Annotated in this window: 22 protein-coding genes and 8 tRNA genes; 5 read left to right on the top strand and 25 right to left on the bottom strand. The window is 28.2% G+C overall.

The features are described from left to right. Window positions 1–111: 111 nt before the first annotated feature. The 24 genes from AVENP_RS03720 to AVENP_RS03835 form a co-directional block, all read right to left on the bottom strand. Complete coding sequence (locus AVENP_RS03720) at window positions 112–1,305, bottom strand: acetate/propionate family kinase (RefSeq protein WP_128357542.1); 1,194 nt, start codon at window positions 1,303–1,305, stop codon at window positions 112–114. Between the two features lie 255 nt (window positions 1,306–1,560). Further along, the gene (locus tag AVENP_RS03725; protein WP_128357541.1) at window positions 1,561–2,751 is read right to left on the bottom strand and encodes an acetate/propionate family kinase; all 1,191 of its coding nucleotides are present in this window, start codon (window positions 2,749–2,751) and stop codon (window positions 1,561–1,563) included. A 13-nt stretch (window positions 2,752–2,764) separates the two neighbouring features. After that, entirely contained in the window at window positions 2,765–3,382 is a 618-nt protein-coding gene (locus AVENP_RS03730) for a 3'-5' exonuclease (protein WP_128357540.1), read from the bottom strand. Continuing rightward, the gene (locus AVENP_RS03735) at window positions 3,375–5,216 is read right to left on the bottom strand and encodes a putative nucleotidyltransferase substrate binding domain-containing protein (protein WP_128357539.1); all 1,842 of its coding nucleotides are present in this window, start codon (window positions 5,214–5,216) and stop codon (window positions 3,375–3,377) included. The genes AVENP_RS03730 and AVENP_RS03735 overlap by 8 nt, the downstream gene beginning before the upstream one ends. A gap of 53 nt (window positions 5,217–5,269) precedes the next feature. Beyond that, window positions 5,270–6,919, bottom strand: coding sequence for a cation acetate symporter (locus AVENP_RS03740; RefSeq protein ID WP_128357538.1), 1,650 nt, complete (start codon window positions 6,917–6,919; stop codon window positions 5,270–5,272). Continuing rightward, window positions 6,919–7,233, bottom strand: a complete 315-nt coding sequence (locus tag AVENP_RS03745; protein ID WP_128357537.1) for a DUF485 domain-containing protein — start codon at window positions 7,231–7,233, stop codon at window positions 6,919–6,921. Before AVENP_RS03745 ends, AVENP_RS03740 begins: the two co-directional genes overlap by 1 nt. 266 nt (window positions 7,234–7,499) lie before the next feature. Next, a complete protein-coding gene (locus tag AVENP_RS03750; RefSeq protein WP_128357536.1) occupies window positions 7,500–9,149 on the bottom strand; it encodes a cation acetate symporter in 1,650 nt (549 codons plus the stop codon). Then, entirely contained in the window at window positions 9,149–9,463 is a 315-nt protein-coding gene (locus AVENP_RS03755) for a DUF485 domain-containing protein (RefSeq protein WP_128357535.1), read from the bottom strand. Before AVENP_RS03755 ends, AVENP_RS03750 begins: the two co-directional genes overlap by 1 nt. Before the next feature lie 189 nt (window positions 9,464–9,652). Continuing rightward, on the bottom strand, window positions 9,653–10,285 hold the full coding sequence (locus AVENP_RS03760) for a 3'-5' exonuclease (protein ID WP_128357534.1): 633 nt from the start codon (window positions 10,283–10,285) through the stop codon (window positions 9,653–9,655). Next, window positions 10,285–12,105, bottom strand: a complete 1,821-nt coding sequence (locus AVENP_RS03765; RefSeq protein ID WP_128357533.1) for a DUF294 nucleotidyltransferase-like domain-containing protein — start codon at window positions 12,103–12,105, stop codon at window positions 10,285–10,287. The genes AVENP_RS03760 and AVENP_RS03765 overlap by 1 nt, the downstream gene beginning before the upstream one ends. Before the next feature lie 94 nt (window positions 12,106–12,199). Next, window positions 12,200–14,095, bottom strand: a complete 1,896-nt coding sequence (locus AVENP_RS03770; protein WP_128357532.1) for a sodium:solute symporter family protein — start codon at window positions 14,093–14,095, stop codon at window positions 12,200–12,202. 10 nt (window positions 14,096–14,105) lie between these two features. Then, window positions 14,106–14,360, bottom strand: a complete 255-nt coding sequence (locus tag AVENP_RS03775) for a DUF4212 domain-containing protein (RefSeq protein ID WP_118885679.1) — start codon at window positions 14,358–14,360, stop codon at window positions 14,106–14,108. A 176-nt stretch (window positions 14,361–14,536) separates the two neighbouring features. Then, the gene (locus tag AVENP_RS03780) at window positions 14,537–15,199 is read right to left on the bottom strand and encodes a response regulator transcription factor (RefSeq protein ID WP_128357531.1); all 663 of its coding nucleotides are present in this window, start codon (window positions 15,197–15,199) and stop codon (window positions 14,537–14,539) included. Next, entirely contained in the window at window positions 15,180–16,763 is a 1,584-nt protein-coding gene (locus AVENP_RS03785; protein ID WP_128357530.1) for a sensor histidine kinase, read from the bottom strand. The genes AVENP_RS03780 and AVENP_RS03785 overlap by 20 nt, the downstream gene beginning before the upstream one ends. A gap of 79 nt (window positions 16,764–16,842) precedes the next feature. Beyond that, window positions 16,843–16,919, bottom strand: a tRNA-Asp gene (locus tag AVENP_RS03790). 89 nt (window positions 16,920–17,008) lie between these two features. Beyond that, window positions 17,009–17,084: transfer RNA gene (locus AVENP_RS03795), tRNA-Val, on the bottom strand. 19 nt (window positions 17,085–17,103) lie between these two features. Then, window positions 17,104–17,178: transfer RNA gene (locus AVENP_RS03800), tRNA-Glu, on the bottom strand. Window positions 17,179–17,204: 26 nt separating this feature from the next. After that, window positions 17,205–17,280, bottom strand: a tRNA-Lys gene (locus AVENP_RS03805). A gap of 18 nt (window positions 17,281–17,298) precedes the next feature. Then, window positions 17,299–17,375: transfer RNA gene (locus tag AVENP_RS03810), tRNA-Asp, on the bottom strand. An 89-nt stretch (window positions 17,376–17,464) separates the two neighbouring features. Continuing rightward, window positions 17,465–17,540, bottom strand: a tRNA-Val gene (locus AVENP_RS03815). 19 nt (window positions 17,541–17,559) lie between these two features. Continuing rightward, window positions 17,560–17,634: transfer RNA gene (locus AVENP_RS03820), tRNA-Glu, on the bottom strand. Window positions 17,635–17,660: 26 nt separating this feature from the next. Continuing rightward, window positions 17,661–17,736, bottom strand: a tRNA-Lys gene (locus AVENP_RS03825). A 59-nt stretch (window positions 17,737–17,795) separates the two neighbouring features. Further along, window positions 17,796–18,302: a CinA family protein gene (locus AVENP_RS03830; RefSeq protein WP_128357529.1), complete on the bottom strand. Its 507-nt coding sequence runs from the start codon at window positions 18,300–18,302 to the stop codon at window positions 17,796–17,798. Between the two features lie 144 nt (window positions 18,303–18,446). Beyond that, on the bottom strand, window positions 18,447–19,811 hold the full coding sequence (locus AVENP_RS03835) for an FAD-dependent oxidoreductase (RefSeq protein WP_128357528.1): 1,365 nt from the start codon (window positions 19,809–19,811) through the stop codon (window positions 18,447–18,449). Window positions 19,812–20,089: 278 nt separating this feature from the next. Here AVENP_RS03835 and ileS point away from each other — a divergent pair, with 278 nt between their 5' ends. From ileS to AVENP_RS03855, 4 genes are all read left to right on the top strand, one after another. Further along, window positions 20,090–22,819 (top strand): isoleucine--tRNA ligase, encoded by a 2,730-nt coding sequence (gene ileS / locus AVENP_RS03840; RefSeq protein WP_128357527.1) that lies wholly within the window; start codon window positions 20,090–20,092, stop codon window positions 22,817–22,819. Window positions 22,820–22,941: 122 nt separating this feature from the next. Further along, window positions 22,942–23,220, top strand: coding sequence for a NifU family protein (locus AVENP_RS03845; protein ID WP_128357526.1), 279 nt, complete (start codon window positions 22,942–22,944; stop codon window positions 23,218–23,220). Continuing rightward, entirely contained in the window at window positions 23,220–23,813 is a 594-nt protein-coding gene (locus AVENP_RS03850) for a hypothetical protein (RefSeq protein ID WP_128357525.1), read from the top strand. Before AVENP_RS03845 ends, AVENP_RS03850 begins: the two co-directional genes overlap by 1 nt. Beyond that, window positions 23,794–25,074 (top strand): UDP-N-acetylmuramoyl-L-alanyl-D-glutamate--2,6-diaminopimelate ligase, encoded by a 1,281-nt coding sequence (locus AVENP_RS03855; protein WP_128357524.1) that lies wholly within the window; start codon window positions 23,794–23,796, stop codon window positions 25,072–25,074. The genes AVENP_RS03850 and AVENP_RS03855 overlap by 20 nt, the downstream gene beginning before the upstream one ends. Window positions 25,075–25,129: 55 nt before the next feature. On the opposite strand, the gene AVENP_RS03860 is transcribed toward AVENP_RS03855, so the two are convergent. Next, window positions 25,130–25,690, bottom strand: a complete 561-nt coding sequence (locus AVENP_RS03860; protein ID WP_128357523.1) for a hypothetical protein — start codon at window positions 25,688–25,690, stop codon at window positions 25,130–25,132. A gap of 269 nt (window positions 25,691–25,959) precedes the next feature. On the opposite strand from AVENP_RS03860, the gene rpsB reads away from it, so the two are divergent. After that, window positions 25,960–26,751: a 30S ribosomal protein S2 gene (gene rpsB, locus AVENP_RS03865; protein WP_128357522.1), complete on the top strand. Its 792-nt coding sequence runs from the start codon at window positions 25,960–25,962 to the stop codon at window positions 26,749–26,751.

A 26,751-nucleotide genomic window follows, 5' to 3' on the forward strand; every position in this document is an offset into this window, starting at 1 on the left:
ATCGTAATGATATATTGTAAAAATTGATTTTAATTGAAGATAAAGAAGGTAGAGATGTACAATTTTAGTACATCATCTACAATTTTTTGATATTAGCTATTTTGTAACAATTTATTTAGATTTTACAAGGTTATAAGTATCTTTTGCGATTACTAATTCTTCATTTGTAGGTATAACAAAGATTTTAGTTTTTGATGATTCATTATGTATTTCTCTTGTTCCATGAGTTCTAATTTTATTTTTTTCAGTATCAAGTTCAATTCCCATAAAACCTAAACCCTCACAAACTTTTTCTCTTATTAAATCTGAATTCTCACCAATACCAGCAGTGAAACATATAGCATCAACACCTTGCATTAATCCAGCATAAGAGCAAAGATATTTTTTTATTCTTCCACATAACATTTCAATAGCTATTTTTGATCTTTTATCACCATCATTTGAAGCTTTTATAACTTCTCTTAAATCAGAACTAATTCCAGAAATTCCTAGAATTCCTGATTTTTTATTAAGATAATTAATAATTTGGTTACTATCTAGTCCTTTTCTTTCCATTAAATAAGGAATAACACCTGCATCAATATCTCCAGATCTTGTTCCCATAATTAAACCCTCTAAAGGAGTTAATCCCATAGTTGTACTAATTGATTTTCCATCTTTAACAGCACAAATAGATGAACCATTACCTAAATGACAAACAATAATTTTACTTGTTTTTTTGTTTAAAATTTTTATTGCTTCATTTGAAACATAATAATGTGATGTTCCATGAAAACCATATTTTCTTAAATGATGTTCTGTATAGTCTCCATATGGAACTGCATATAGGAAGTTTTCTTCTGGCATTGTTTGGTGAAATGCCGTATCAAAAGTTGCAACATTTGGAATATTTGGCATTAATTCATTACAAATTTCAATTCCTAAAACGTGAGCAGGATTATGTAAAGGGGCTAAAGGAATAAGTTTTCTGATTTTATCCATTACATCTTTATTTATTAAAGTAGATTTTTTGAAATATTCTCCACCATGAACAACTCTGTGTCCAATAGCTTCAATTTCACTAATTGAATTAATAACTTTAGTTTCATCATTTGTTAAAATTCTAAGAACTAATTCGATAGCTTCTTTATGAGTAGGAATTTGAAGTTCAAAAGTTAATTTCTTATTTTCTCCGACTTCGTGTTTTAAAATCCCATCTATTCCTATTCTTTCAACTAATCCACTTGCTTTTAATTCAGAAGTTTCTGCGTTAATTAATTGATATTTTAAAGAAGACGAACCAGCATTTAATACAAATACTAACATTAATTTTTCCTTTATCATTTTAGATATAAATTTTTGAACCTAATTGTAGTAAATCTTAAATCTAAATTTGCTTTTAAAGTTAATTTAATTTAACAAATAATTAAATCTTTTAATTTTAAATATTTTAGAAAAATAAGATATTTTGATGAAAATCTTGGAATAGTCCGTAAAGTAGGGCTTTATAAAGTATCATGTACAATCAATGTACATAATACTCAATTTTTTAATAAGTTTCTAATTAGTAACAGTTTTGATTTATTTTACAAGATTATATGTATCTTTAGCAATAACTAACTCTTCATTTGTAGGTATTACAAAGATTTTAGTTTTTGAACTCTTTTTATTAATCTCTATATTTCCAGATGATTTTAATTGATTTTTTTCATCATCTAATTCAATACCCATGAACTCTAAATTAAAACAAACTTTTTCTCGTATTAAAGTAGAATTTTCACCAATACCAGCAGTAAAACAAATAGCATCTACTCCACCTAATAATCCAGCATAAGCACAAACATATTTTCTTACTCGATTACACATCATATCAATTGTAACACTAGCTCTTTGATCTCCCTCATTTGCTGCACTTATTATTTCTCTTAAATCTGAGCTAATTCCTGAAACTCCTAGAATTCCAGATTTTTTATTTAAATAATCAATAATTTGGTGGGTATCCATATTTTTTCTATCCATTAAATATGGAATAACACCTGCATCAATATCTCCGCTTCTTGTTCCCATCATTAAACCTCCAAGAGGTGTTAATCCCATTGAAGTATTTATAGATTTTCCATCTTTTATTGCACAAATTGATGATCCATTTCCTAAATGACAAACAATTATTCTTGAATTTTTTTTATTATTTAAAAGTTTGATTGCTTCATTTGATACATAACTATGGCTTGTTCCATGAAAACCATATTTTCTTAAATGATGTTCTGTATAATCTTCATGTGGAACGGGAAATAAGAAGTGAACTTCTGGCATTGTTTGATGAAATGCTGTATCAAATACTGCAACATTTGGAATATTTGGCATTAAATCCATACATATCTTCATACCTAAAATATTTGCAGGATTATGAAGTGGAGCTAAAGGAATTAACTCTTCTATTTTTTTTATAACTTTTTCATTAACAATAGTTGAACCTTTAAAAAACTCTCCTCCGTGGGCAACTCTATGTCCAATTGCTTGAATTTCGTCAATTGAATTTATTGTTTTTGTTTCATCATGGGTAAGAGTTTCTAATATTAACTCAATTGCTTCTTTGTGAGATGGAATAAAAGCTTCAATAGTTAGTTTTTTATTTTTGCTAACTACATGTTTTAGTATTCCATCAATTCCTATTCTTTCAACAACTCCACTTGCTTTTAATTCAGATGTTTGCGCATTAATTAATTGATATTTTAAAGAGGACGAACCTGCATTTAATACAAATATTAACATTATTATTTTCCTTTTATATCTTTACTTTTGGGGTATTTTTTAATTTTAAAAATATCATAGCAGTCATAATTGCATCATTGTATGCATCATGTTTTCCTAGACTTGGAATTTTGAGTTCTTCCATAATGGTATTGAATCTTAAATCTATATGACTTTGGGGAATAATTTCGATTTTATAATCATGATATATTGCTGATACTTCATGCATTTTATTAGGAAGTAAAATTCCTAATTTAGGTTTTAAATATTTATTAATCATGGCAACATCAAATTCCAAGTAATATCCGACTAAAGGTCTATTTCCAATAAAATTTATGAACTCTTCAATTACATCATCAATATCTTCAGCATCTTCTAAATCACATACTCTAATGTGATGAATTTTTATAGCTTCTGCTTGAAGTTTAGTTTTTGGTTTTACAAATCTTACAAATTTTTTACTTGAAATTATTGTGTTGTTTTTAATAATCACAGCACCAATTGATATGATGTCATCTTTTTTTGGATTTAATCCTGTTGTTTCACAATCAAAACAAACATACTCATCAACTGTTGGTTTTTCAAATAAAAATTCGTAATTTTTATCTTTTAAATTTTTTTTGTTAAAGTAGTTTTTTATGGTTCTAAACATAGTTCAACTTAAAGTGAAATTCTAATTTCTTTTTTAATTTATTAACAATTTTAAAAGAATCTTTTAGTAAATCTTTTTCCATCGTATTTAAATTATTTGGATTTATATAATTATCAACTTTTTCTTTTTTATCTAATTTTTCTAAATTTGATTTTAGATTTATGCTTGTTAAAAAATTAAATGCCATTATTAGCTCAGTTGCTAGTTCATTATCAATAACATCTAACTCATTTAGTTTTAGAATTCTTTTTGTTGTATTTGTATTAAAAATTTTGTTTTCTAAACTTAGACTTCTAATCCCTTGAACTATAATAAATATTCCACCTTTTTTTATATTGATTTGATTTCTCTCTTTTTCATCTTTTGTATTAAAAGTAAAACCATCAAAAAATCCTAATGGAACATCAAAACTTGTAATAATTTTTGCAAAGTGAGCATTAAATTGATTAGAATTATCTGCTACTTTAAATAGATACTCTTTTAATTTTGTGATTAATTGTTTATCTCCTGAGACACAAATTGCATCATAAAAAATTGCAAGATTCATGAAATTATCACCAGTTGGTTCAGTTACCCATTGAAAAATTAAATCTTTGAAATCACTATATTTTCTACACCAATATGGATTGGAAAGCATAATATTGCCCTCACATCTTGGAAAACCAAAATCCACTAAAGTTTCAGTAAATTTGCTTGTAAATTCTTGTAGTTCATCTTCACTAATAATGAAATCATCATTAATTATTAAAGCATTATCTTGGTCAGTTCTTAATATTTGTTCTGACCTTCCCTCACTTCCCATTACAACTAAACATGAGTTTTCAAATAACTCTTTTGGTGCAAGTATTTTGTATAATTTATCTAAAAGTTTTTTATTTAATTGATTAATTAATTTTGAAATAAATTCAATTTTTACACCTTTTGCATTTAAAGACTTTATTATTTTTATAAAAGATAAAGATGCTTCTTTTAGTTCAGCAACAGTTTCAGCTTTTACTATTTGATTTGAAACTGAAAAAATATTCGTTGCAAAAAATGATGATAAAGAGATTTGATCTAAGATTCCAACTATTTCATCTTTATCATTTTTGACTACAACTCTTTTTAAACCATGTTTTGCCATTATTAATTGGGCATTGAATAAAAAATCATCTTCATAAACATAAACTAAACCAGTTGAAGATATTTTTATAACTTTGTCATCAAAATCCATTCTATCTAATATAACTTTTTGTCTAAAATCTGAATCTGTAATGATGTGTATTTCGTTATTCTTATCCCTTAATAACAAAGTAGGGATTTTTTCTTTTTTTATAATAGTTGCTGCTTCAAATATTGTTTTATCTTCATCAATAATTACAGCTTTATGTATTTTTGCATCTTTAACTTTTGCAACCATTATATTTGCCATCTCTTTATTTTTTTCATAAAGGATGTTATTATTTAGTTTTTGTGAAATTGATTGGAAAAAATATTTTTCTAACTCTTGATTTTCGTGAAGTATTTTTATAAAAATATCACGAGGAAGAGTGTAACAAATAGTTTCCTCTGCGGTTACAAAACTATTTTTTGAATAATTTTCTATTAAAGATACAGAATCAAAAATTTCATTTTTTGAATATATTGATAAAACTTCTTGATCTTGTTTTTCTTGAATTAAACCTTTTAAAATAAAAAAAAGTGAAGTGGGAACACTTCCTTGTTTTTGTATTATCTCATTTTCTTTAAAATAAACAATATCAATCTTCTCTACAAAAGTATCAAGTTGATTTATTGTTAAATTCTGAAATGGATAAATTGAAGAGATAAATGCTTTTTGTTCTAATATACTCATAAGACCTCTTTTATAGTTTTAATATCAAAGGAAAAACCTTTGATATTTTTAATTTAATGTGAAACAGCTCCTGCTGCACCAATACCAGTATTTGCTCTAACATTTTGTGCTCTAAATAACTCTTTTTCTACTTGTGCTCGAGGAGAGTTGTCAATTTTTGAAAAGAACCAAATAGAAACAAATGCTATAGTTACAGAAAATAGTGCAGGGTGAGCATAAGGGAAAATGGCTTTTTCATTTTTCAGGATTTCAACCCAAACATTTGGTCCTAAAATTACAAGTGCAACTGCTGCAATTAGTCCCATAAATCCACCAATAAAAGCACCTTTTGTAGTTAATCCACTCCAGTAAATTGATAAAAATAAAATTGGAAAATTTGCTGATGCTGCTATACCAAAGGCAAGTCCAACCATGTAAGCAATATTTTGTGATTCAAATGCAATACCTAAAATCACACCAATTATTCCTATAATAATAACAGTAATTTTAGAAATACTAACTACTTTTTCATCAGTAGCATTTGGATTAATTACATTTGCATAAATATCATGTGAAATTGCAGATGCACCAGCAAGTGTTAATCCAGAAACAACAGCTAAAATAGTTGCAAAGGCAACTGCTGAAATAAATCCTAAGAAAGCATTTCCACCTAACATATGTGATAAGTGAACTGATGCCATATTGCTTCCACCAAATAGTTTTCCATCTACAAAGTATTGAGCTCCATCTGCAGAATTTAAAAATGCAATAGCACCAAATCCAACAATAGTAATAATTATCCAAAAATATGCAACAAAACCAGTTGCATAAACAACAGATTTTCTAGCTTCTTTTGCATTTCCAACAGTAAAGAATCTCATTAAAACGTGTGGTAAACCAGCAGTTCCAAGCATTAAAGCCATTCCTAGTGAAATAGCAGAAATTGGATCTGTAATAAACCCACCTGGACTTAATATTGCTTCTCCTGATTTATGATTTTCAACAGCTTTTGCTGCTAATGATTCAAAAGAGAAATCAAAATGGTATAAAACCATGATGGCCATAAATGAAACACCAGATAATAGTAAACATGCTTTTATAATTTGTACCCAAGTAGTTGCTAACATTCCACCAAAAGTAACATAAATAATCATTAATGCTCCAACCATTACAACAGCATAAGCGTAATCCATTCCAAATAAAACTTGAATTAATTTTCCAGCTCCAACCATTTGAGCAATAAGATATAAAACAACAACGCTAATAGAACCAAATGCAGCTAATGTTCTAATCTCTTTTTGCCCTAATCTATAAGCTGCGATATCAGCAAATGTAAATTTACCTAAGTTTCTTAATTTTTCTGCCATGAAAAATAAAATAACAGGCCATCCTACTAAAAATGAAACTGCATAAATTACGCCATCATAACCTTTCATATAAATAAGACCTGAAACTCCTAAGAATGCTGCCGCTGACATATAATCTCCAGCAATTGCTAATCCATTTTGAAAACCAGTTATTCCTCCACCCGCTGTATAAAAATCACTCGCAGATTTTGTTTTTTTTGCAGCCCAAAAAGTAATACCTAAAGTTGCAAGTATAAAAACAAAAAACATAATTATCGCTGGGATATTTAGTTCTCTTTTCGTAGCTTCAAAAGTTGCATCACCAGCAGCAAAAGCTCCTAATGCAATAATAGTAATAAGTGCTAATATTTTTAACATTATAATAAATCCTTTACATCTTTTTTAATATCTTTAATTAGATTTTCAAACTCACCATTTGCTTTTTTTACATAAATGAGAGTTGTAATAAAACTAAGTATTAAAATGGCTAATGCAATAGGAAATGCTATTGTAGTAACTCCATCACCAATTTTCGTAGCTAATAGCTCTTTATCAAATGCGATAACTAAAATATAAGCATAAAACATAACTAATACAAAAGCTCCTAATTTTATACCTAAACTATTCCTTTTTGAAACTAACTCCTTGTACTTTGGATTAGATTCAATTCTTTCAACTAACTTGTCATTCATTCTGCTTCCTTTTCCTGAAATAATAAACATTAGTCTTTTTCTTTAAACTAATTTAATTTGTAGTATTAAAATAGTGTATGAAAAAAGTAATTGATTATACATTCAAAAGTATAGTTAAAAGAATTTTTATAGAAATTGTGTAGAAATTATGTAGTATCTTAGTAGATTAGTAACAAAAAATTGTATTATTAATTATTAATTTTAGTTATAATAATTAAGAAAAGATTAATAATATTTACTAAAGAGAAAATCTCTTTAGTAAAAAATTAATGTGCAACTGCACCATCAGCACCGATACCAGTTTCAGCTCTAACATTTTGAGGCTCGAAAGCTTCAATTTCTCTTTGTGCTTGTTCTGATTTATCAGTAATTGAGAAGAACCAAATTGAAATAAATGCTACAGTTACTGAGAATAACGCAGGGTGTTTATAAGGGAAAATTGCTTTTGCATTTCCTAATATTTCAACCCATACAGTTGGACTTAAAATAACAAGTACAACAGCTGTAATTAGACCCATGAATCCACCAATAAATGCACCTCTAGTTGTTAATTTTTTCCAGTAAATTGAAAGGAATAAAATTGGGAAGTTAGCAGAAGCAGCAATAGCAAATGCAAGACCAACCATGAATGCAATGTTTTGATTTTCAAAAGCAATACCTAAAATAACTCCAACAATACCAATAACAATAACTGATCTTTTTGAAACTTTAATTTCATCAGATTCGCTAGCTTTACCTTTTCTTAATACGATTGCGTAAATATCATGAGATATTGAAGATGCACCAGCAAGTGTTAATCCAGAAACAACAGCTAAAATAGTTGCAAATGCAACAGCTGAAATAAATCCTAAGAAAATATCTCCACCAACAACATGTGATAAGTGAATAGCAGCCATATTACCACCACCAATTAATTTACCATCTACAAAGTATTGTGAACCTTCTGGTGAATTTAAGTAAACAATTGCACCTAAACCAATTACAGCAATAATTAAGTAGAAATAACCAATAAATCCAGTTGCATAAACAACAGATTTTCTAGCTTCTTTTGCATTTCCAACAGTAAAGAATCTCATTAAGATATGTGGTAAACCAGCAGTTCCTAACATTAAAGCCATACCTAAAGAAATAGCTGAAATTGGATCTGAAATAAATCCACCTGGAGCCATAATTGCTTGACCTTTAGAGTGTACTGCTACAGCTTGTGTTGCTAATGCTCCAAAAGAGAATCCAAAATGTGCCATTACCATGAATCCCATGAAAGTTACACCAGAAAGTAATAATACAGCTTTAATAATTTGTACCCAAGTAGTTGCAAGCATACCACCAAAAGTAACATAAATAATCATCATTACACCAACAAGGATAACAGCGTATTCATAATCCATACCAAATAAGATTTGAATTAATTTACCAGCTCCAACCATTTGAGCAATTAAATATAAAGTTACAACTGACAAAGAACCAAAAGCAGCTAAAATTCTTATTTTAGTTTGATCTAATCTATATGCAGCAATATCAGTAAATGTAAATTTACCTAAGTTTCTTAATTTTTCAGCCATTAAGAATAAAATAACAGGCCAACCAACTAAAAATCCAACAGCATAAATAAGACCATCATATCCACTTAAGTAAATCATTCCAGAAATACCAAGGAAAGATGCAGCTGACATATAATCACCAGCAATTGCCATACCATTTTGGAATCCAGTAATTCCCCCACCAGCTGTATAGAAATCTGAAGCAGATTTTGTTTTACTAGCAGCCCATTTTGTAATACCTAATGTTCCAGCAATAAAGATAAAGAACATAATGATTGCAGAAATATTTAAATCTCTTTTCCCCTCAAATGTAGCATCACCACCAGCAAAAAGTGCGATTGCTAATACAGATAAAATTGCAAATATCTTAAACATTATTTGTCTCCTAGTGCTTGTTTTTTAATGTCATTTGTTAAATCTTCAAATTCACTATTAGCTCTTCTAACATAAATTAATGTTGTAATAAAACTGATAATGATAATTGCAGCTCCAACTGGAAATGCATAAGTCATAACACCTTCACCGATTTTTGTAGCTAAAAGCTCTTTATCAAAAGCGATAACTAAAATATAGCTATAAAACATAGCTAAGACAAATAATGAAAGTTTTAAAGAAAACGAATTTCTTTTTGAAACTAACTCATGATACTTTGGATTAGATTTAATCTTTTCTACTAATTCAGTATTCATTTTTTCTCCTCAAATTAATTTTGTAATAAAAAATACATTGGAATGTTAAACTAATTGAGTTGCAATAGCATAGCATTGAAAAAATATTTAATTATTATATCAATAAAAGCCGTATTTATAGGTTGAAAAATGATTTATTTATTAGAAATGATTTCATAAATAATTTAATACTTGAGTATTTCAGTCTAATTAATTTGTATAAAATGTAGTTTTTGCAGGTGTTAAATCTTTTAATTTTAAAAACATCATTGATGTCATGATTGCATCATTTAAGGCATCATGTTTCCCTAGTGCTGGAATATTAAGATTTTTTAGAATAGTATCAAATTTTAAATCAATAAATTGGTAGTCACTTGATTTTTTTCTTGTTTTATAATACATTGAAGAGACTTCTATTGTTTCATTTGGAAGTTTTATTCCAATGAATTCTTTTGTATATTTTGAAATAATTGCAACATCAAATTTTATATAATAACCAACTATTGGTCTTGAACCTATAAATTCCAAAAGCTGGAAAATTGCTTCTTTGGGATCTTGCCCATTTTCTAAATCTACAGGTCTAATATGATGTATTTTGATAGACTCTGCATTGATATTTTTTGAAGGTTTTAAAAAAATATTAAATGTTTTTCTCATTAAAATTTTATTTTCTTTTATATGAACAGCTCCAATTGAAAGAATTTCATCTTTTTTAGGATTCAATCCACTTGTTTCACAATCTAAACAAACATATTCATTATCAATTGGTTCATCAAATAAAAAATCAAAATTTAAGTTTTTTAATTTTTTTCTATTCCAATTTTTTATAAAAGTATCAAACATTATGAAATCTTATCAATTCTAAATGTAAAAGTAATAAACTTTTTAAATTCATTAATAATTTTAAAAGAATCTTTTAATAAATCTCTTTCAATTTTACCTAAAGTATGAGTATCTATTTCATTATTGATTTTTTTACCATCTTGAATATCTTCCAGTTGAGATTTTAGTCTTAAAGTATTTACAACATCAAAAGCTTCAAGTAATTCTGCTGCTTTACTTTTTTCTAAAATTTTTCTATCTTCTAAAATTTTTATTCTTTTTACTGTGGTTGTTTCTCTTATTTTTTCTTTTAATGCTAAACTTCTAATTCCTTGAACTATTGGAAATACAGCAGCTTTTTTTATGTCAATATTGTGGGATTTAGTCATTATATTTGTAACAGTATTTGGTGTATCAAAAGTAAGTGTAGCTTTTGCAAAATAAGCCATAAAAACATCTTTATCATGTAATTTATTAAACAAATCATCTTTTAGATTAATTAATAATTCTTTATCTCCTGCAACTGCAAACGAGTCAAAAAAGATTGCTAAATCCATATAATTTTGCATATCAGGAGCTTCTATCCATCTTGCTGTTTCTCTTTTATATTCACTTACCGTTTTACACCAAAATGGATTTGAAACCATAATATTACCTTCACAAGGTGGATAACCAAAGTCAATTAAATGAGTTGTTATTTCAAGCATATATGGTCTATATTGTTCAACATCAACATTATCTTTTACAAGAAGAGCGTTATCTTGATCTGTTTTTATTATTTGCTCATTTCTTCCTTCACTACCCATAACTATAAAACAAGCATCTTTTCGTAGTTCTTGCGGCAAAACTAATGAATAAAGTTTTTGATAAACTTTTGTATTTAATTGTCCAATCAAGTTTGAAATATGATTGACTTTTACACCTTTTGCATGGAGACTTTTTATAATATTTAATAAATCTTTACTTGCAGATTTTAAATCTTCTATATTTTTTGCTTTTTTAATTTTTGAATCAACCACATATGTATGATTTGCAAAATGTGATAAAACATCAATTTGCTCTAAAATACCAATCATTTCACCTTTACTATTTGTTACACCAATTCTTTTTATATTTTTTTTAATTAAGATAGTTAATGCTTCAAATAAATAATCATCATTATGAACTGTTAAAAGAGGGAAAATTGCGATATCTTTTACAGGAATTGTTAAATCTCTACCTTCCAATAAAACTTTTATTTTTAGTAGTGAGTCGGTGATTATTCCATATTCGCCATTTCTTTTTTTAACAATAATACTTGAAGTTTTGTACTCCATTGATTGCTGAATTGCATCTATTAGTTTTGTATTCTCATCAATAATACAAGCATCATGAATAAGTGTATCTTCAACTTTTGCAATCATAAATGATGAAAGTTCAGATGTATATTCTTTATGTTTTAATGTTTGAATTCTATTCACTAAATCCTTTAAAAAGTAATCTTTAAATTGTTGGTTTTCTTCAATTAATTTTAAAAAAGTATTTTTTTCTAATTCATAACAAATTAAATCTTCATATACTTTAAAAGTATTCGCACATTTTCCATATATTAATGAATTTGAATCAAAAGAGTCTTGATGATGATAATCCATAACAACAATATTCTCAACTGAATATTCATAAACCGTACCTTTTATAATTATAAAAAAGTAGTTAGGAATCTTTTCCGGATTAATTAATACAGAATCTTTAGGATAGTAGGCAATATCCATATGTTTTATGCATATTTCCATTTGTTGTGATGTTAAAACTTGAAAGGGATGAATATTTGAAAGAAAGGCCTGTTGATCTTGTATACTCATTTAATTTCCTGTAATAGAAGTACTTTTTTATACTAAAATAATTAGCACAAAAAAATACTAAAAGTACACCCGAAGGTATACTCTTTAGTGATTGTTAATGACCTGTAGCTTCACCAGCACCAGATGGAATTCTGATTCTCTCTACTAGCTCTTGAATATGAGCAGGAGGTGGAGGTGTCATTCTTGATACAACTAATGCTACAACTAAGTGTAATAGTGTTCCAATAGTTCCAATACCTGTTGGTGCAATATCAAATAGATAATCTTCTTTTGCACCACCCATGAATACAAAGTACACGATATATCCAAATGTGAATGTTAACCCAACGATAATACCTGAAATTGCACCTTCTTTATTCATCCTTTTATCAAATACTCCAAGAATAATTGTTGGGAAGAATGCAGCTGCTGCTAAACCAAATGCAAAAGCAACAACTTGTGCAACAAAGCCTGGAGGATTTATTCCTAAGTATCCAGCAACTAATATTGCAACTACTGCTGATATTCTTGCCCACATTAACTCTGTTTTTTCATTTAGAGTAGATTTCCCAGTTGTTTTATCTTTAAAGATAATTTGTCCCATTAAATCGTGTGAAATTGATGAAGCAATTACTAATAATAAACCAGCTGCTGTTGATAATGCTGCTGCTAAACCTCCAGCTGCAATAAATGCAATAACCCAATTTGGTAAGTTTGCAATTTCAGGATTAGCAAGAACCATAATGTCAACATCAACATATAATTCGTTTGCAATACCATTACCTTTTGATAATTCAGCTTCATTTGCTGCTGGTTTACCATTTGTAGTTAATTTATGACCATCATCTGCTCTTTTTTCACCATCAAATACAGGTTTTCCACCTTTACCATCAAATGCTACACCAGATGCATATTGAATTTTACCATCACCATTTCTATCATTCCATGCAATCAATCCACCATTTTCCCATGTTTGGAACCATTTACCATGATTAGTAGTACCATCAACATTTTTAGCTTCACCATTAACAAATGCACTATAATCAACATTTTGTACATTTTTAATAAGGTTGATTCTTGAAAAAGAAGCAACAGATGAAATAGTTGTATACATAATAGCTATGAAAACTAATGCCCAACCAGCAGATACTCTAGCATCTTTAACAGTTGGAACTGTAAAGAATCTAACAATAACGTGTGGTAAACCAGCAGTTCCTAACATAAGAGCAGTTGTTAACATAAACATATTCCATAAATTACCAGGTGCAGTATATGCTGAAAATCCTAAATCTACCAATGATTGATCAAGGGCATGTAAAAGATAAGTTCCCTCAGGAATAACTTCAATTCCATTATTAAATGCAAAAGTAGTTTGTGCAAAAATACCTAATTGTGGTAAAAATGTATCAGTTACTTGTAATGATAAGAATATTGCAGGAATCATATATGCAAAAATCATAACAATATATTGAGCAACTTGAGTATATGTAATACCTTTCATTCCTCCAAGAACTGAATAGAAGAATACAATTGCCATACCAATGATAACACCTGTATTTACATCAACTTGTAAGAATCTTGAGAATACAATCCCAACCCCTCTCATTTGTCCAGCAACATAAGTAAATGATACGAAAATAACTGCAATAACAGCAACTAATCTAGCTGCATCAGAGTAATATCTATCACCAACGAAGTCAGGAACAGTAAATTTACCAAATTTTCTTAAATAAGGTGCCAATAACATAGCAAGTAGAACATATCCACCAGTCCATCCCATTAAATAAGCACCACCATCAGAACCTTGGAAAGAGATAATACCTGCTAATGAAATAAATGAAGCAGCTGACATCCAATCGGCAGCAGTTGCCATACCATTTGCAATAGGATGAACTCCTCCTCCTGCTACATAAAACTCTTTAGTTGAACCAGCTTTTGCCCAAAGAGCAATACCAATATAAATAGCAAAAGAAATACCTACGAATAGATAAATTAATGTTTGTAATTCCATTTAGAACCCCTTATTCATTAACGCCATATTTCTCATCAATTCCTGTCATTACTTTTACATAGACAAAAATTAAGATAACAAATACATATATCGCACCTTGTTGTGCAAACCAATAACCTAATTTAACTCCACTGATTTCAATAGCGTTAAGTTCGTTGATGAATAAAATTCCACAACCAAAAGAAAATACAAACCAAACTATCAAAAGTTTGATAATCATTGAGATATTTTCTTTCCAGTATGCTTGTGCTTTTTCTGGACTCATTTTGCTCTCCTTCTAGATTTTTATTAAATAAAATAAATTGGTAAACAATTTAATATTGTAATTATAATAGGGCTAGATAGCAAAAGGGTAGCAATTAATAATTTTTTTAAATTTAAATTTATGTAAGGAGTAGATAATTGTTTTTTAAGGAAGAAAAATCCCTTTATTAAGGGATTTTATACTGAATAGTATCTATCTATTTTATATCCAAGACCTCTGATATTTTTAATAAAATCTTCTTTTAATGCTTTTTTTAATCTTGAAATTTCTGCTCTAATCGTTGGATTATCTATATCTTCACCATCCCAAGTATCAATTCTAAATCTTTCAAAATCTACAATCATATTTATATTTAGTGCAAGTATATGTATTATTTCTAATTGTTTTTTTGTAAGATTTTGTGGTTCACCATTAAAATATAGAGTTTGTTTATCTTTTGCGTAAGAGTAGTTTTCAGAGAATCTAATATGAGAGGTATTATTTTGCTCTTTTTTTAAAATTTGATTTATTTTTATGCCTAATTCACCTAAATGAAAAGGTTTTTTTATGTATTCTCTACAACCTAAACTATAAGCTTTGGAAATATCTTCTATATCAATTAAAGCTGAAATAAAAATTGTTGGAATATAAATTTTTTTACTATTTAATTCACTTAATATTTCAAAACCGTCTCTTGTAGGAACATTAATATCTAATATTAACAAGTCATAACTAGAGTTAATATTATCTAAAACTTCTTGTCCATCCGTAAAACTTTCAACCATATGCCCTATATTTTTCAAATATTCATTAATTGCATTGTTAAGCATTAATTCATCTTCAAGTAGTAGTATCTTCATTTATTTTGAACCTATAAGTAAATTTTGTCTCTTTCTCATTTGAATCAAGATTGATTATAACAAAATTTTTATCACATATATCTTTGACTATTTTTAATCCAAGCCCAAAGCCACCTCTCGCATTATTTTCCCTATAAAAGTCATCAAATATTTTATTTTTTTGTTCTATTATTTTTGAATTTGTAGAAACACTAAATTCTATTTCTTCATCATTTAAGTAGTCTAGTTCTACAAAAATAGGTGATTTTGCAAAAGAGTATTTTATTGCATTTGATAGATTATTATCTATAACTCTTTGAAGTTCAATTATATTGAATTTTATGTAAATATCATTTTCGATTTTATTAATAAAATGTAATGAATTTGATTTCGCAATTTCTTCAAAAAATTCTATTCTTGAAATTAAAACTTTTGAAAAATCCAAATACTCTTTTTCATATATAACTCTATCTTTTTTTACCAAATATGATAAATCATCATAAATATATTGAATAATTTTTGAACCTGACTCTATATTAGTAATATATTTATTATTTGGGATTTTCATTTTTAATAAATCAATATTAGTTTGAATTATTGATAGGGGAGTATTTATTTCATGAACAGAGTTTTTTATGAATTTCTTTTGTGATTCAATAAGATTTGTTAGTTCTTTAGTTTTTTCTTTGACATTGTATTCTAGGTTTCTATTTAAATCTTCCAGCATAGTAGTTTTTAGTTTTATATTATTCATTGCATCTGTTGCATAGTTTGCAATTACTTTAAACTCTCCAAATATAATTCTATTTTGATTTATTGGATCATTATTTTTTTGAGATTCTTTAAAATATTTACCAATTTCTAATACATCATTAACAATTAATATTGTGGCATTTTTATAAATAAATATAGAATATAAAACGAGCATAACAGTAAGTGATGTTATTTGTAATGTATAGTTTGATATTTTTTGATTATACTCTTCATCTTTTTCTTTTATAAGTTTATCTATTTCATCAAGATATACACCTTTTCCTATTGTCCAATTCCAATCTTTATAAACATTAGCATAAGAGATTTTTTTCGCATCTTTGAATATGGCAAGTTTGTACCATAAATATTCAACAAAACCTCCATTTGGTTTTTTTGATACATCAATTAAATCTTTAATAACTTGTTTACCATCATGATTGGTATATTCAAGATATTTTTTTCCCTCTCTATCTTTTGAAATTGGATAATATAAACTCACACCCTCAAAATTATATATAAATAAATATTCGTTAATTGTATCAGCAGTTCTTAGTTGAGCAATCGCTTCTAAAACTTCTTTTTGGATAGTTTCTTTTGATTTAGTATCTTTATATTTGTTGTTATAATATTGAATAAAAGTAATTACTGAATTTACATCATTTTTAAGTAATTCTTTTTGGCTATTTGTATAATCTGTTTTAAGTGTTTTTATTTTTTCTTGTAGTTCTTCATGGGAGTTGTTAATAATGATAAAAGTAAAAAATGAGATTAATACAATAATAAATAAAATACTATAAACTATAAGATGATATAAACTTTTTGCTTTAAACATAAATGAAACCTTTTTTTAATTGAAGGTATAGTATCAAGATTTTTATGAGAAATTACTTTTGAAAGATTTATTTAAAAAGTGGCGCGGTTGAAGGGACTCGAACCCTCGACCTCCTGCGTGACAGGCAGGCATTCTAACCAACTAAACTACAACCGCACTTTGAAATACTATTTATAAAGAATAAATAGAAGTCACGAAAAAATCTTTAAAAATCTAATGCAACTGCATTTTATAACTTTTAAAAATGGTGGTCGATATAAGACTCGAACTTATGACATCTACCTTGTAAGGGTAGCGCTCTACCAACTGAGCTAATCGACCAATTTGTTACAAGAAAACTTGGTGACCCCTAGGGGATTTGAACCCCTGTGGCATGGATGAAAACCATGAATCCTAACCGTTAGATGAAGGGGCCAAGACTGTGTAACAAAAATAAAAAAATGGTGACCCGTGATGGATTCGAACCATCGGCCCCCTCATTAAAAGTGAGATGCTCTACCGGCTGAGCTAACGGGTCAAATAAAAAAATAAAAAGTGGCGCGGTTGAAGGGACTCGAACCCTCGACCTCCTGCGTGACAGGCAGGCATTCTAACCAACTAAACTACAACCGCACTTTGAAATACTATTTATAAAGAATAAATAGAAGTCACGAAAAAATCTTTAAAAATCTAATGCAACTGCATTTTATAACTTTTAAAAATGGTGGTCGATATAAGACTCGAACTTATGACATCTACCTTGTAAGGGTAGCGCTCTACCAACTGAGCTAATCGACCAATTTGTTACAAGAAAACTTGGTGACCCCTAGGGGATTTGAACCCCTGTGGCATGGATGAAAACCATGAATCCTAACCGTTAGATGAAGGGGCCAAGACTGTGTAACAAAAATAAAAAAATGGTGACCCGTGATGGATTCGAACCATCGGCCCCCTCATTAAAAGTGAGATGCTCTACCGGCTGAGCTAACGGGTCACATTTGGTAATTTAAGTTGTTCTACTTAAATTGGACTGGAATTATAGTGCATTTGTTTTTATTTGTCAAGACAATTTTGAACAAATTTCAAAATTTCTTTCAAAGAGTGTTTTGCAGCTTGAATTTGCACTTCTTCTCTTGAACCCAAGAACTTATATACATTCACTATTTTATGGGCATTATGGTCACATATTCCAATTACAACAGTGCCTACTGGTTTATCTTTTGAACCACCATTTGGTCCAGCAATTCCTGATATTGCAATAGCAAAATCTGCATCAAATTTATTTATTACCCCTTCTAGCATCTCATTTACAACTTCACAACTAACTGCTCCAAATGTTTCTAAAGTCTCATTTTTTACATTTAATTCTTGATTTTTTATTTTATTAGAATAACTTACTATACTTCCATTGAAAATTTCTGACGAGCCAGAGATTTTAGTTATCATACTTGCAACTAATCCACCTGTACAAGATTCAGCTATAGTAATAGTCTGTTTATTTGCTTTTAAAAGAGATTGAAGTTCTATCATATCATTTTCGCTAAAAATATCATTATACATTATATATGGCCTTTAAAATTAATTTATAGGAGTATTTTATATGTTTTTGATTAAAAAAAGATTAGATGTGTTATAAATGATTGGGTGATTATCTATAATAAGAGAGAACTCTCTTATTAATAGATAAAATTGTAGTGGAAAAAATTAAGCGATTTCTGGATCAGTTAAATCAGCTAAGAAAGCAGCTTCATCAAATTCTAAATTTAAATATTCACAAATTACTTTTACATCTCTTTGTGCATTACCTAAACAAGAAGTTGCCCCTGGACTTGGCGTCATATTAAAGATAATCCCATTACCTTCATTTAATGATGCTTCTCCTAGCATTAATTTTTTCTCAGTTTTATTAAGAACTTGTGGTCTTACTCCACCAAATCCTTTTGCATATTCTAAATCATCAACACTTAAAGAAGGAACGATTTTTCTTGCATCTTTTACAAATAAACCTTTATTGATTCCTGGAACTTCAAATAAGAAGTTTTTGAATACATAATTTCTTATTTCTGAATCTTTTAATAAATCCCAGAAAATTTTTATAATGCTTCCATCAATATTCATAGTTTTTAAACATTGGAATATTGATTTACCACCTTTATATCTTTCTAAAACTAATAAAGCAAGAGCAGTTGGCCCAAATCTTGTTTTTCCATTTTCTAAAATATCAGGATCTCCATGAAGTGCAGCAAATGGTAATTTATCATTTTGTACCATATATACTTTACCATTCAAATATGTACCATTTGTAATGTAAAATGATCCAGCCATTGATAAAGAACCCATATGTTTACCATAACCCATTTTATGAGCTAAGTATAATGAGTGAGCACCTGCATCTACAACAACAAAATCTGCTGTATAAACAGTACCATTTGTTGTAGTTAATTTAAATTTATTACCAACTTTTTCAATTTCTTCAACTTCTGAATTGAAGAAAATATCAGTTGTTTTAGAAGTGTCAGCATTTTGTCCAGCTTTTGCTAACTCTTTTGTCATTTCACCATAATCAACAGTCGTGTATTCATTTTTTGCACCCATTGCAATTATTGGTTCAGGTCTATCTTTAGTTTGTTCTTTATCTGCATAAACTAGTTTAGGTTCTAATTCTCTTAGTTTTTCTTTATCCCATAACTCTAAATATGGAAAAATTTCTTTAAATTCATGATATCTTTTTGTAATAAATTCAACTTCTTTTTCTCCAACACCTAAAGCCATTTTTTGGTGTTTAAACATAATTCTTTCTTGTAAATTATATTGTAAGCAGAACTTCTCAATCATTTTTGCAGTTCTTTTTGTGATTTTAGCTTTATCTAAAGTGTAATTAGTTTCAATATCACCCACGTGGATTGTTTGTGAGTTACTTGTACCTTTTGAGTTTAAAGTAGCAAGATCTTCATATTTTTCTAATAAACAGATATTTTTAGCAGTAGAATATTTAGCTAACTCATAAAACAGAGCAGCTCCTGAAATTCCTCCACCAACAATTACGACCTCATAGTGTTTTTCGTTCATTTATAATTCCTATGTTTTTTGTGAAATATTTTTGGATTCTAGCATATAAATTTTTGATTTTAGATAAATAGAATATAAATTTTTATAAATACTAAATAAATTATAGATTTTAGTAACATTAGCTAATTAATAAATGAATTTTACACAAATAAAAATCATTCAATTCATTAAACGTTTTTTATTTAATTTTACTGATAAATTTGATTTTAAATTAAATTGGATATAATCTGCGATTTAATGAAAAACTATAAATATTTTGAAAAGATGAAGGTGTTATAATGGATTATAAAGAGAGTTTACTACTTCCAAAAGCTGATTTCCCAATGAGAGGAAATCTTCCTAACAATGAGCCTATTAAGTACAAACAATGGGATGAAAAAAAAGTATACGAAAAAATGAAACAAAATAGATTAGGTTGTGAATCATTTACACTTCATGATGGACCTCCTTACGCAAATGGAAATATTCATATTGGACATGCACTAAATAAAATTTTAAAAGATATTATCAATAAATTCCACTATTTTGAGGGAAAATCAATTAGATATGTTCCAGGATGGGATTGTCATGGTTTACCAATTGAACAAAAAGTAGAAGAAAAAATTGGTTCTGAAAAGAAAAAAATACTTCCAAAATCAAAACTTAGACAATTATGTCGAGATCACGCAACTAAATTTGTTGATATTCAAAAAAGTGAATTTAAACAATTAGGTGTTATTGCTGATTGGGAAAATCCTTATTTAACAATGGATTTTAAATTTGAAGCAAATATTTATAGAGAGTTATGCGCAATCGCAAAACAAGGTTTATTAATTCAAAGAAGTAAACCAGTTTATTGGTCTTGGGCTGCTCAAACAGCACTTGCTGAAGCTGAAGTTGAATATGAAGATAAAACATCTCCATCAATTTATGTGGCATTTAAACATGAAAATATTGATGCAAGTATTATTATTTGGACAACTACACCTTGGACACTTCCTGCAAATACTGGAATTTCATTAAATGGTGAAGAAGAGTATGTAAAAACTAGTGATAAATTTATTGTGGCTAAAAAACTATATAACACTTTAATTGAAAATGGTGTTATTTCAGGAGAAGTAGTTGAAACTATTAATCCAAAAGATTTAGAAAATACAAATGCTATAAATCCATTAAATGGAAGATTTTCTAAAATTGTTTTAGGTGAACACGTTATGATGGATTCAGGATCAGGTGCAGTTCACACAGCTCCTGGACATGGGGAAGATGACTATAAAATTGGTTTAGTTTATGGGTTAGACGTAATCATGCCGGTTGATGCATTTGGTAAATATGATGAAACAATTGTAAGAGAAAAACTTTTCAGAGATACTGAAAAATATTTAGGATTAAATGTCTTTAAAGCAAATGATCTGATTTTAGAAGAGTTAGGTGATGCTTTATTAAAAAGAGTAGATATTAGACACTCTTATCCACATTGTTGGAGAACACATACACCAATTATTTTTAGAGCAACAAAACAATGGTTTATTTCTATTGATGATAATTATGGAAAACAAAATAAAACATTAAGAGAAAATGCATTAAAAGTTGTAGAAGATTTAACTTTCTATCCTGAATGGGGAAGAAATAGATTAAAAGCAATGCTTGAGGGAAGACCTGACTGGTGTATTTCAAGACAAAGAGATTGGGGTGTTCCAATCGCATTTTTTAGAAATAAAAAAACTGATGAGATAGTTTTTGATGAAAAAGTTTTAAATTATACAGCTATGATTTTTGAACAAAAAGGTTGTGATGCTTGGTATGATTTAGAAATTTCAGAATTACTATATCCAGGAAGTGGATTAAATCCTGAGGATTTAGAAAAAACTGTTGATATTTTAGATGTTTGGTTTGATTCAGGTTCAACACAAAATGCAGTATTAAGATCTAGAAACTATGATGCTGGAACTTTCCCTGCTGATATGTATCTTGAAGGAAGTGACCAACATAGAGGTTGGTTCCAATCTTCACTTTTAACAACTTTAGCTTCAAGTGAAATTGCTCCTTATAAATCAATTTTAACACATGGGTTCACTGTTGATGAAAAAGGTGAAAAAATGTCTAAATCAAAAGGAAATGTTGTTGCTCCTGATAAAGTTTTAAAAGAATATGGTAGTGAAATTTTAAGACTTTGGGTTGCAATGAGTGATTATCAATCTGATTTAAAAATCTCTGATAATATCTTAAAACAAAATGCAGAACTTTATAGAAAAATCAGAAATACAGCAAGATTTTTACTTGCAAATGTTTCAGATTTAGAAGAAATTGTATCAGTTGATAAAATGGGACCTTTAGATAAATGGGTTGTAAATAAAGCTAAAAAAGTATTTGATGAAATTGAAGCTTCATTTAATGTATATGAATTTTCAAAAGGTTTAAATAAATTAAACAACTTCTTAGTTGTGGATTTATCTGGAATTTACCTTGATGTTTGTAAAGATAGATTATATTGTGATGATAAAAATGATATTCATAGACTTGCATCGCAAAGTGCAATGGCATTAATCGCTAAAAAATTAATCTCTACAATGGCTCCAATTTTAACTTATACAATGGATGAGTTATTGGAGTTTGCACCAAAGATTTTAAAAGATGATTGTGAGGATATTTTTGATTATAAAAAGGTTGTTTTACCTGAAGTTAAATCAGATATTGATGAAGTTTTATTATTTACTGCAAAAGAAAAATTCTCTGAAATCAAAGATGCTTTAAGTAAAGAAAAAGTTATAAAATCAACTTTAGAGTTAATGATTTATACAAATTGCGAAGAGATTTTAGCTTTAGATGAAGTTGAATCAAGTGATTGGTTCTTAGTAAGTTCTGTAACAAATAATAAACAAAACTCTGATATACTTGGAAGTTTCCAAATAGATGGAAAAGATTTTGAAGTTTATAAAGCAACTGCTCATAAATGTCCAAGATGTTGGAAGTTTACAGCAGTAAAAGAAGAAACACTTTGTAATAGATGTGAAGAAGTTTTAAAATAGGAATAAAATGTTTCAAGAAGAAGTAACACTTACTTTTATATTCCAAAGCATAGCTGTAATTCTTGTACTTATAGCCATTGGAATATATTTTGTAAAGAAGAAAGCTAAAGAGGTAAAATAAAATGATGCCATTTACAGATGAAGATTTAAAAGATCCTGTAAGTTCAATTATAAAAAATAAAATTGCCCCAATGCTTGCACGAGATGGTGGAGCAATTGAACTATTAGAGATTAAAAATGCTAAGGTTTTTGTGCAATTAAAAGGTGCTTGTGTTGGATGTAGTGCAAGTGGTAGTACTTTAAAATATATAGTTGAAAAAGAGTTAAAATCAGCGATTCATCCAGAATTAGAAATAGTTAATGTACCAGAAGGTATGGAAAATAAATTAGAGGAATTTTAATGATAAATGAAAGTAGAGTATTAAATGAGGCAAATAGCTTTTTCACTCAAAAAGAGTTCAATAAAGCATTGTTTTTATATTCTCAACTCTCATCAAATTTTCCTCAAAATAAAGAGTATCCAATTTACGCATTATTTTGTGATATAGCTAGTGAAGATGAAGAAAAAGCAATTTCACTTTATGATTATTTTAGTATTGTAAAAGATGAAAATCTTGAAGAAGCAATAAGATATGTTGAAGATGTAGTAGATGCATATGATGGTGATATTGACAAAATGATGGAAGTTTTAAAAGAGTTGAGTACGTCAACTATTGAATCACTTGATGCAATTAGATATGAAGATTTTAAAAAACTAATTGATTCAAGAGGTTCTTTTAGAGTTGCATTTGAAGATATAATGTTTTCAACAAAAGTTGCCATTGAAAATAAAGATGATTTTTTTGATTTTGTAACTAAATTAATAGATAATGATTTTAATAGTACGGCGTATTCATATTTAGATGGATTTAATGAATATTTTTCTTATGACAAAGAGATTGAAAAATTATATAAAAAATTAGAAGAGAAAAAACTTGCAACTAATCATAAATAATAAAGTTTATACAGATAATTCAAATGAAGCAGATGAAAATTCTGTTTTTGTTGTTTCAAAACAAAATGAAAAATTCAAAGATAGTGCAATCGCAAATGGTTGTAAAGAGATAATAACAGCAAATGAATTAAAAAATCATTTAGATATGTCAAGTATCAAAGTAATTGGAATAACAGGAACAAATGGGAAAACAACAACTGCAGCTGCTATTTATTCAATATTACTTGATTTAGGATATAAAGTTGCTCTTCAAGGAACACGTGGATTTTTCATCAATGATGAAAGAGTTGAAGATTACTCTTTAACCACTCCTGTTCAACTTGGAAATTTTGCTCATATTCAGCAAGCTATAAATAATGCTTGTGATTTTTTTGTTATGGAAGTTAGTTCCCATGCAATTGAGCAAAAAAGAATTGAGGGTTTAGAATTTGCTCTTAAAATTCATACAAATATAACAAGAGATCATCTTGATTATCACAAAACTATTGATGAATACATTAGAGTTAAAAACTCTTTTTTTGAAGATGATAGTAAAAAGTTAATAAATAAAGATGACAATGTAGTTAAATACAATAGCACGAATGGTTTTGCTTACTCTTTAGATGAACCATCAACTTACAAAGTAACTGCATACTCTTTTAAAAATGGTACTCATGTTATGTTTTCACATTTTGGGAAAATGCACTCTTTTTCATCAAATATGATGGGAATTTTTAATGTTTACAATTTAATGGCAGCAGTTGCAGCTGTTCATATTACAACACAAAAACCACTTGATGAGATTTGTGAAGCACTAGAGGGATTTGCAGGTGTTAGTGGAAGAATGGAAACGGTTTCTATTAATCCTTTAGTAATTGTAGATTTTGCACATACACCTGATGGAATGAAAGAGGTTTTACAAAGTTTCCCTGAAAAAGAAATTATTTGTGTATTTGGTGCAGGTGGAGATAGGGATAAATTAAAACGTCCATTGATGGGACAAATAGCTGCCATGTACTCAAAATATATAATTGTAACTAGTGATAATCCAAGGTTTGAGGACCCTGATTTAATTATTCAAGATATTTTAGCTGGAATAAAAAATCATGCAAATGTTCAAATTGAAATAAATAGAAAAGAAGCTATTAAAAAAGCCATTGCAATGGCAAATGAAAATTCTGTTATTTTAGTTCTTGGAAAAGGTGATGAAGCTACTCAAATTATTTATGATAAAAAATTCCCTTTTTCTGATAAAGAAGAGATTTTAAAACACATAAAATAAACTCATTTTAAATTTTAAGATACTCAATTATAATTGAGTATCTTTATTTTTTAATTTATACAGCGCCCATTAAAGATTTTTTTGTTGTTCCCATTAAAGCAAGCATTTCGTCATAAGTTTTATCAATTGCTTCAACATTCATAGTTGCTAGTTCATCATAAATCATTTCTAATTTTTCTTCATTAGAAAGTTTTTTTAATACACCTTTTTCTAATGAGAAATAATCTAATACTTCATTCCACACAGAACTTTCATCTAACATAAAAGTTGAAAATTTAACACCTTGATATTCAAAAACACCATTAGCATCTAAATCTATTACATATAATAAGTTCACAGAATTAGCATCAAAGAAATCTTTGTATTTATTGAAAAATTCTTCAAAGAACCCAAAAGTTTCCAATTCACATGCAAAGAATTTTATTTTATCAGCTTCACTAATCATGATAACTTGTTTAGCTTGTGCTTTTGGAGGCATAACTTTAGTTTCTGAAAGTTTTTTTCCCTCTTGGATTATTAATGCTCCTCTATATCCAAATAAAGCATTATTGATCTCCCTTGAGAATGAAGGTTGCCATTCTAAATGGTTTTCTTTTATATAATCAATTGGTGTCATGATATTCCTTTTTTTATTTTTTTATATACAATTTCTATTCCTTTTCTAATTATTCAAAAAAAGTAAATTTGTTCACAATATATAGTATAACTTTTTTATAGAGTTAAAGAAGAATTAATCTTACTTTAAATATAATCGCAACTCTAATTTTAAATTAGAACCTCACATGTATCAATCCTTGTATGGGTTGTGACAAGAGAAATCTTGACATTAAGGGATACAGAGGCTAAACCCAGATTACAAAAAATATAATTCAAGGAGAATTACTCATGGTAACAATGAAAGACCTATTAGAGTGTGGTGTACACTTCGGACACCAAACAAGAAGATGGAATCCAAAAATGAAAAAATTCATTTTCGGTGTTAGAAAAAATATCTATATTATAGATTTACAAAAAACATTAAGATATTTCAGATATACATATAATGTTGTTAAAGATAGAGCAGCTACTGGTCAAACAATGATTTTTGTTGGTACAAAAAAACAAGCTAGCGAAGCTATTAAAAAAGCTGCAATTTCTTGTGGAATGCCATATGTTAATCATAGATGGTTAGGTGGAATGTTAACTAACTTTGGAACAATCAAAAAATCAATTAGAAAATTAGAAATTATTAAAAAAATGAGAGAAGAAGGTCAATTAGATCTTTTAACTAAAAAAGAAGCATTAATGCTTTCTAGAAAAGAAGAAAAATTAGAATTATACCTTGGTGGTATCAAAGAAATGCACAAACTTCCAGATATGATGTTTGTTCTTGATGCTGTTAAAGAAAAAATTGCTATTCAAGAAGCTAGAAGATTAGGAATTACAGTTGTTGCTCCTTTAGATACAAATTGTGATCCTGATGTTGTAGATTTACCAATTCCTGGAAATGATGATGCAATCAGATCAATTCATTTATTTTGTAATGAAATGGCTGCTGCTATGAATGAAGGAAAAGCTGTATTAGCTGACGAAATTGGTGGAGATATTGAACCAGTATCACAAGAAGAAACTGAAGCGTTAATTGCTGAAGCTGTTTCTGAAGGTGAAAACGAAATCGTTGAAACTGAGGAAGTATAA

It is taken from the genome of Arcobacter venerupis (assembly GCF_013201665.1).
In the GTDB taxonomy this organism is placed as follows: domain Bacteria; phylum Campylobacterota; class Campylobacteria; order Campylobacterales; family Arcobacteraceae; genus Aliarcobacter; species Aliarcobacter venerupis.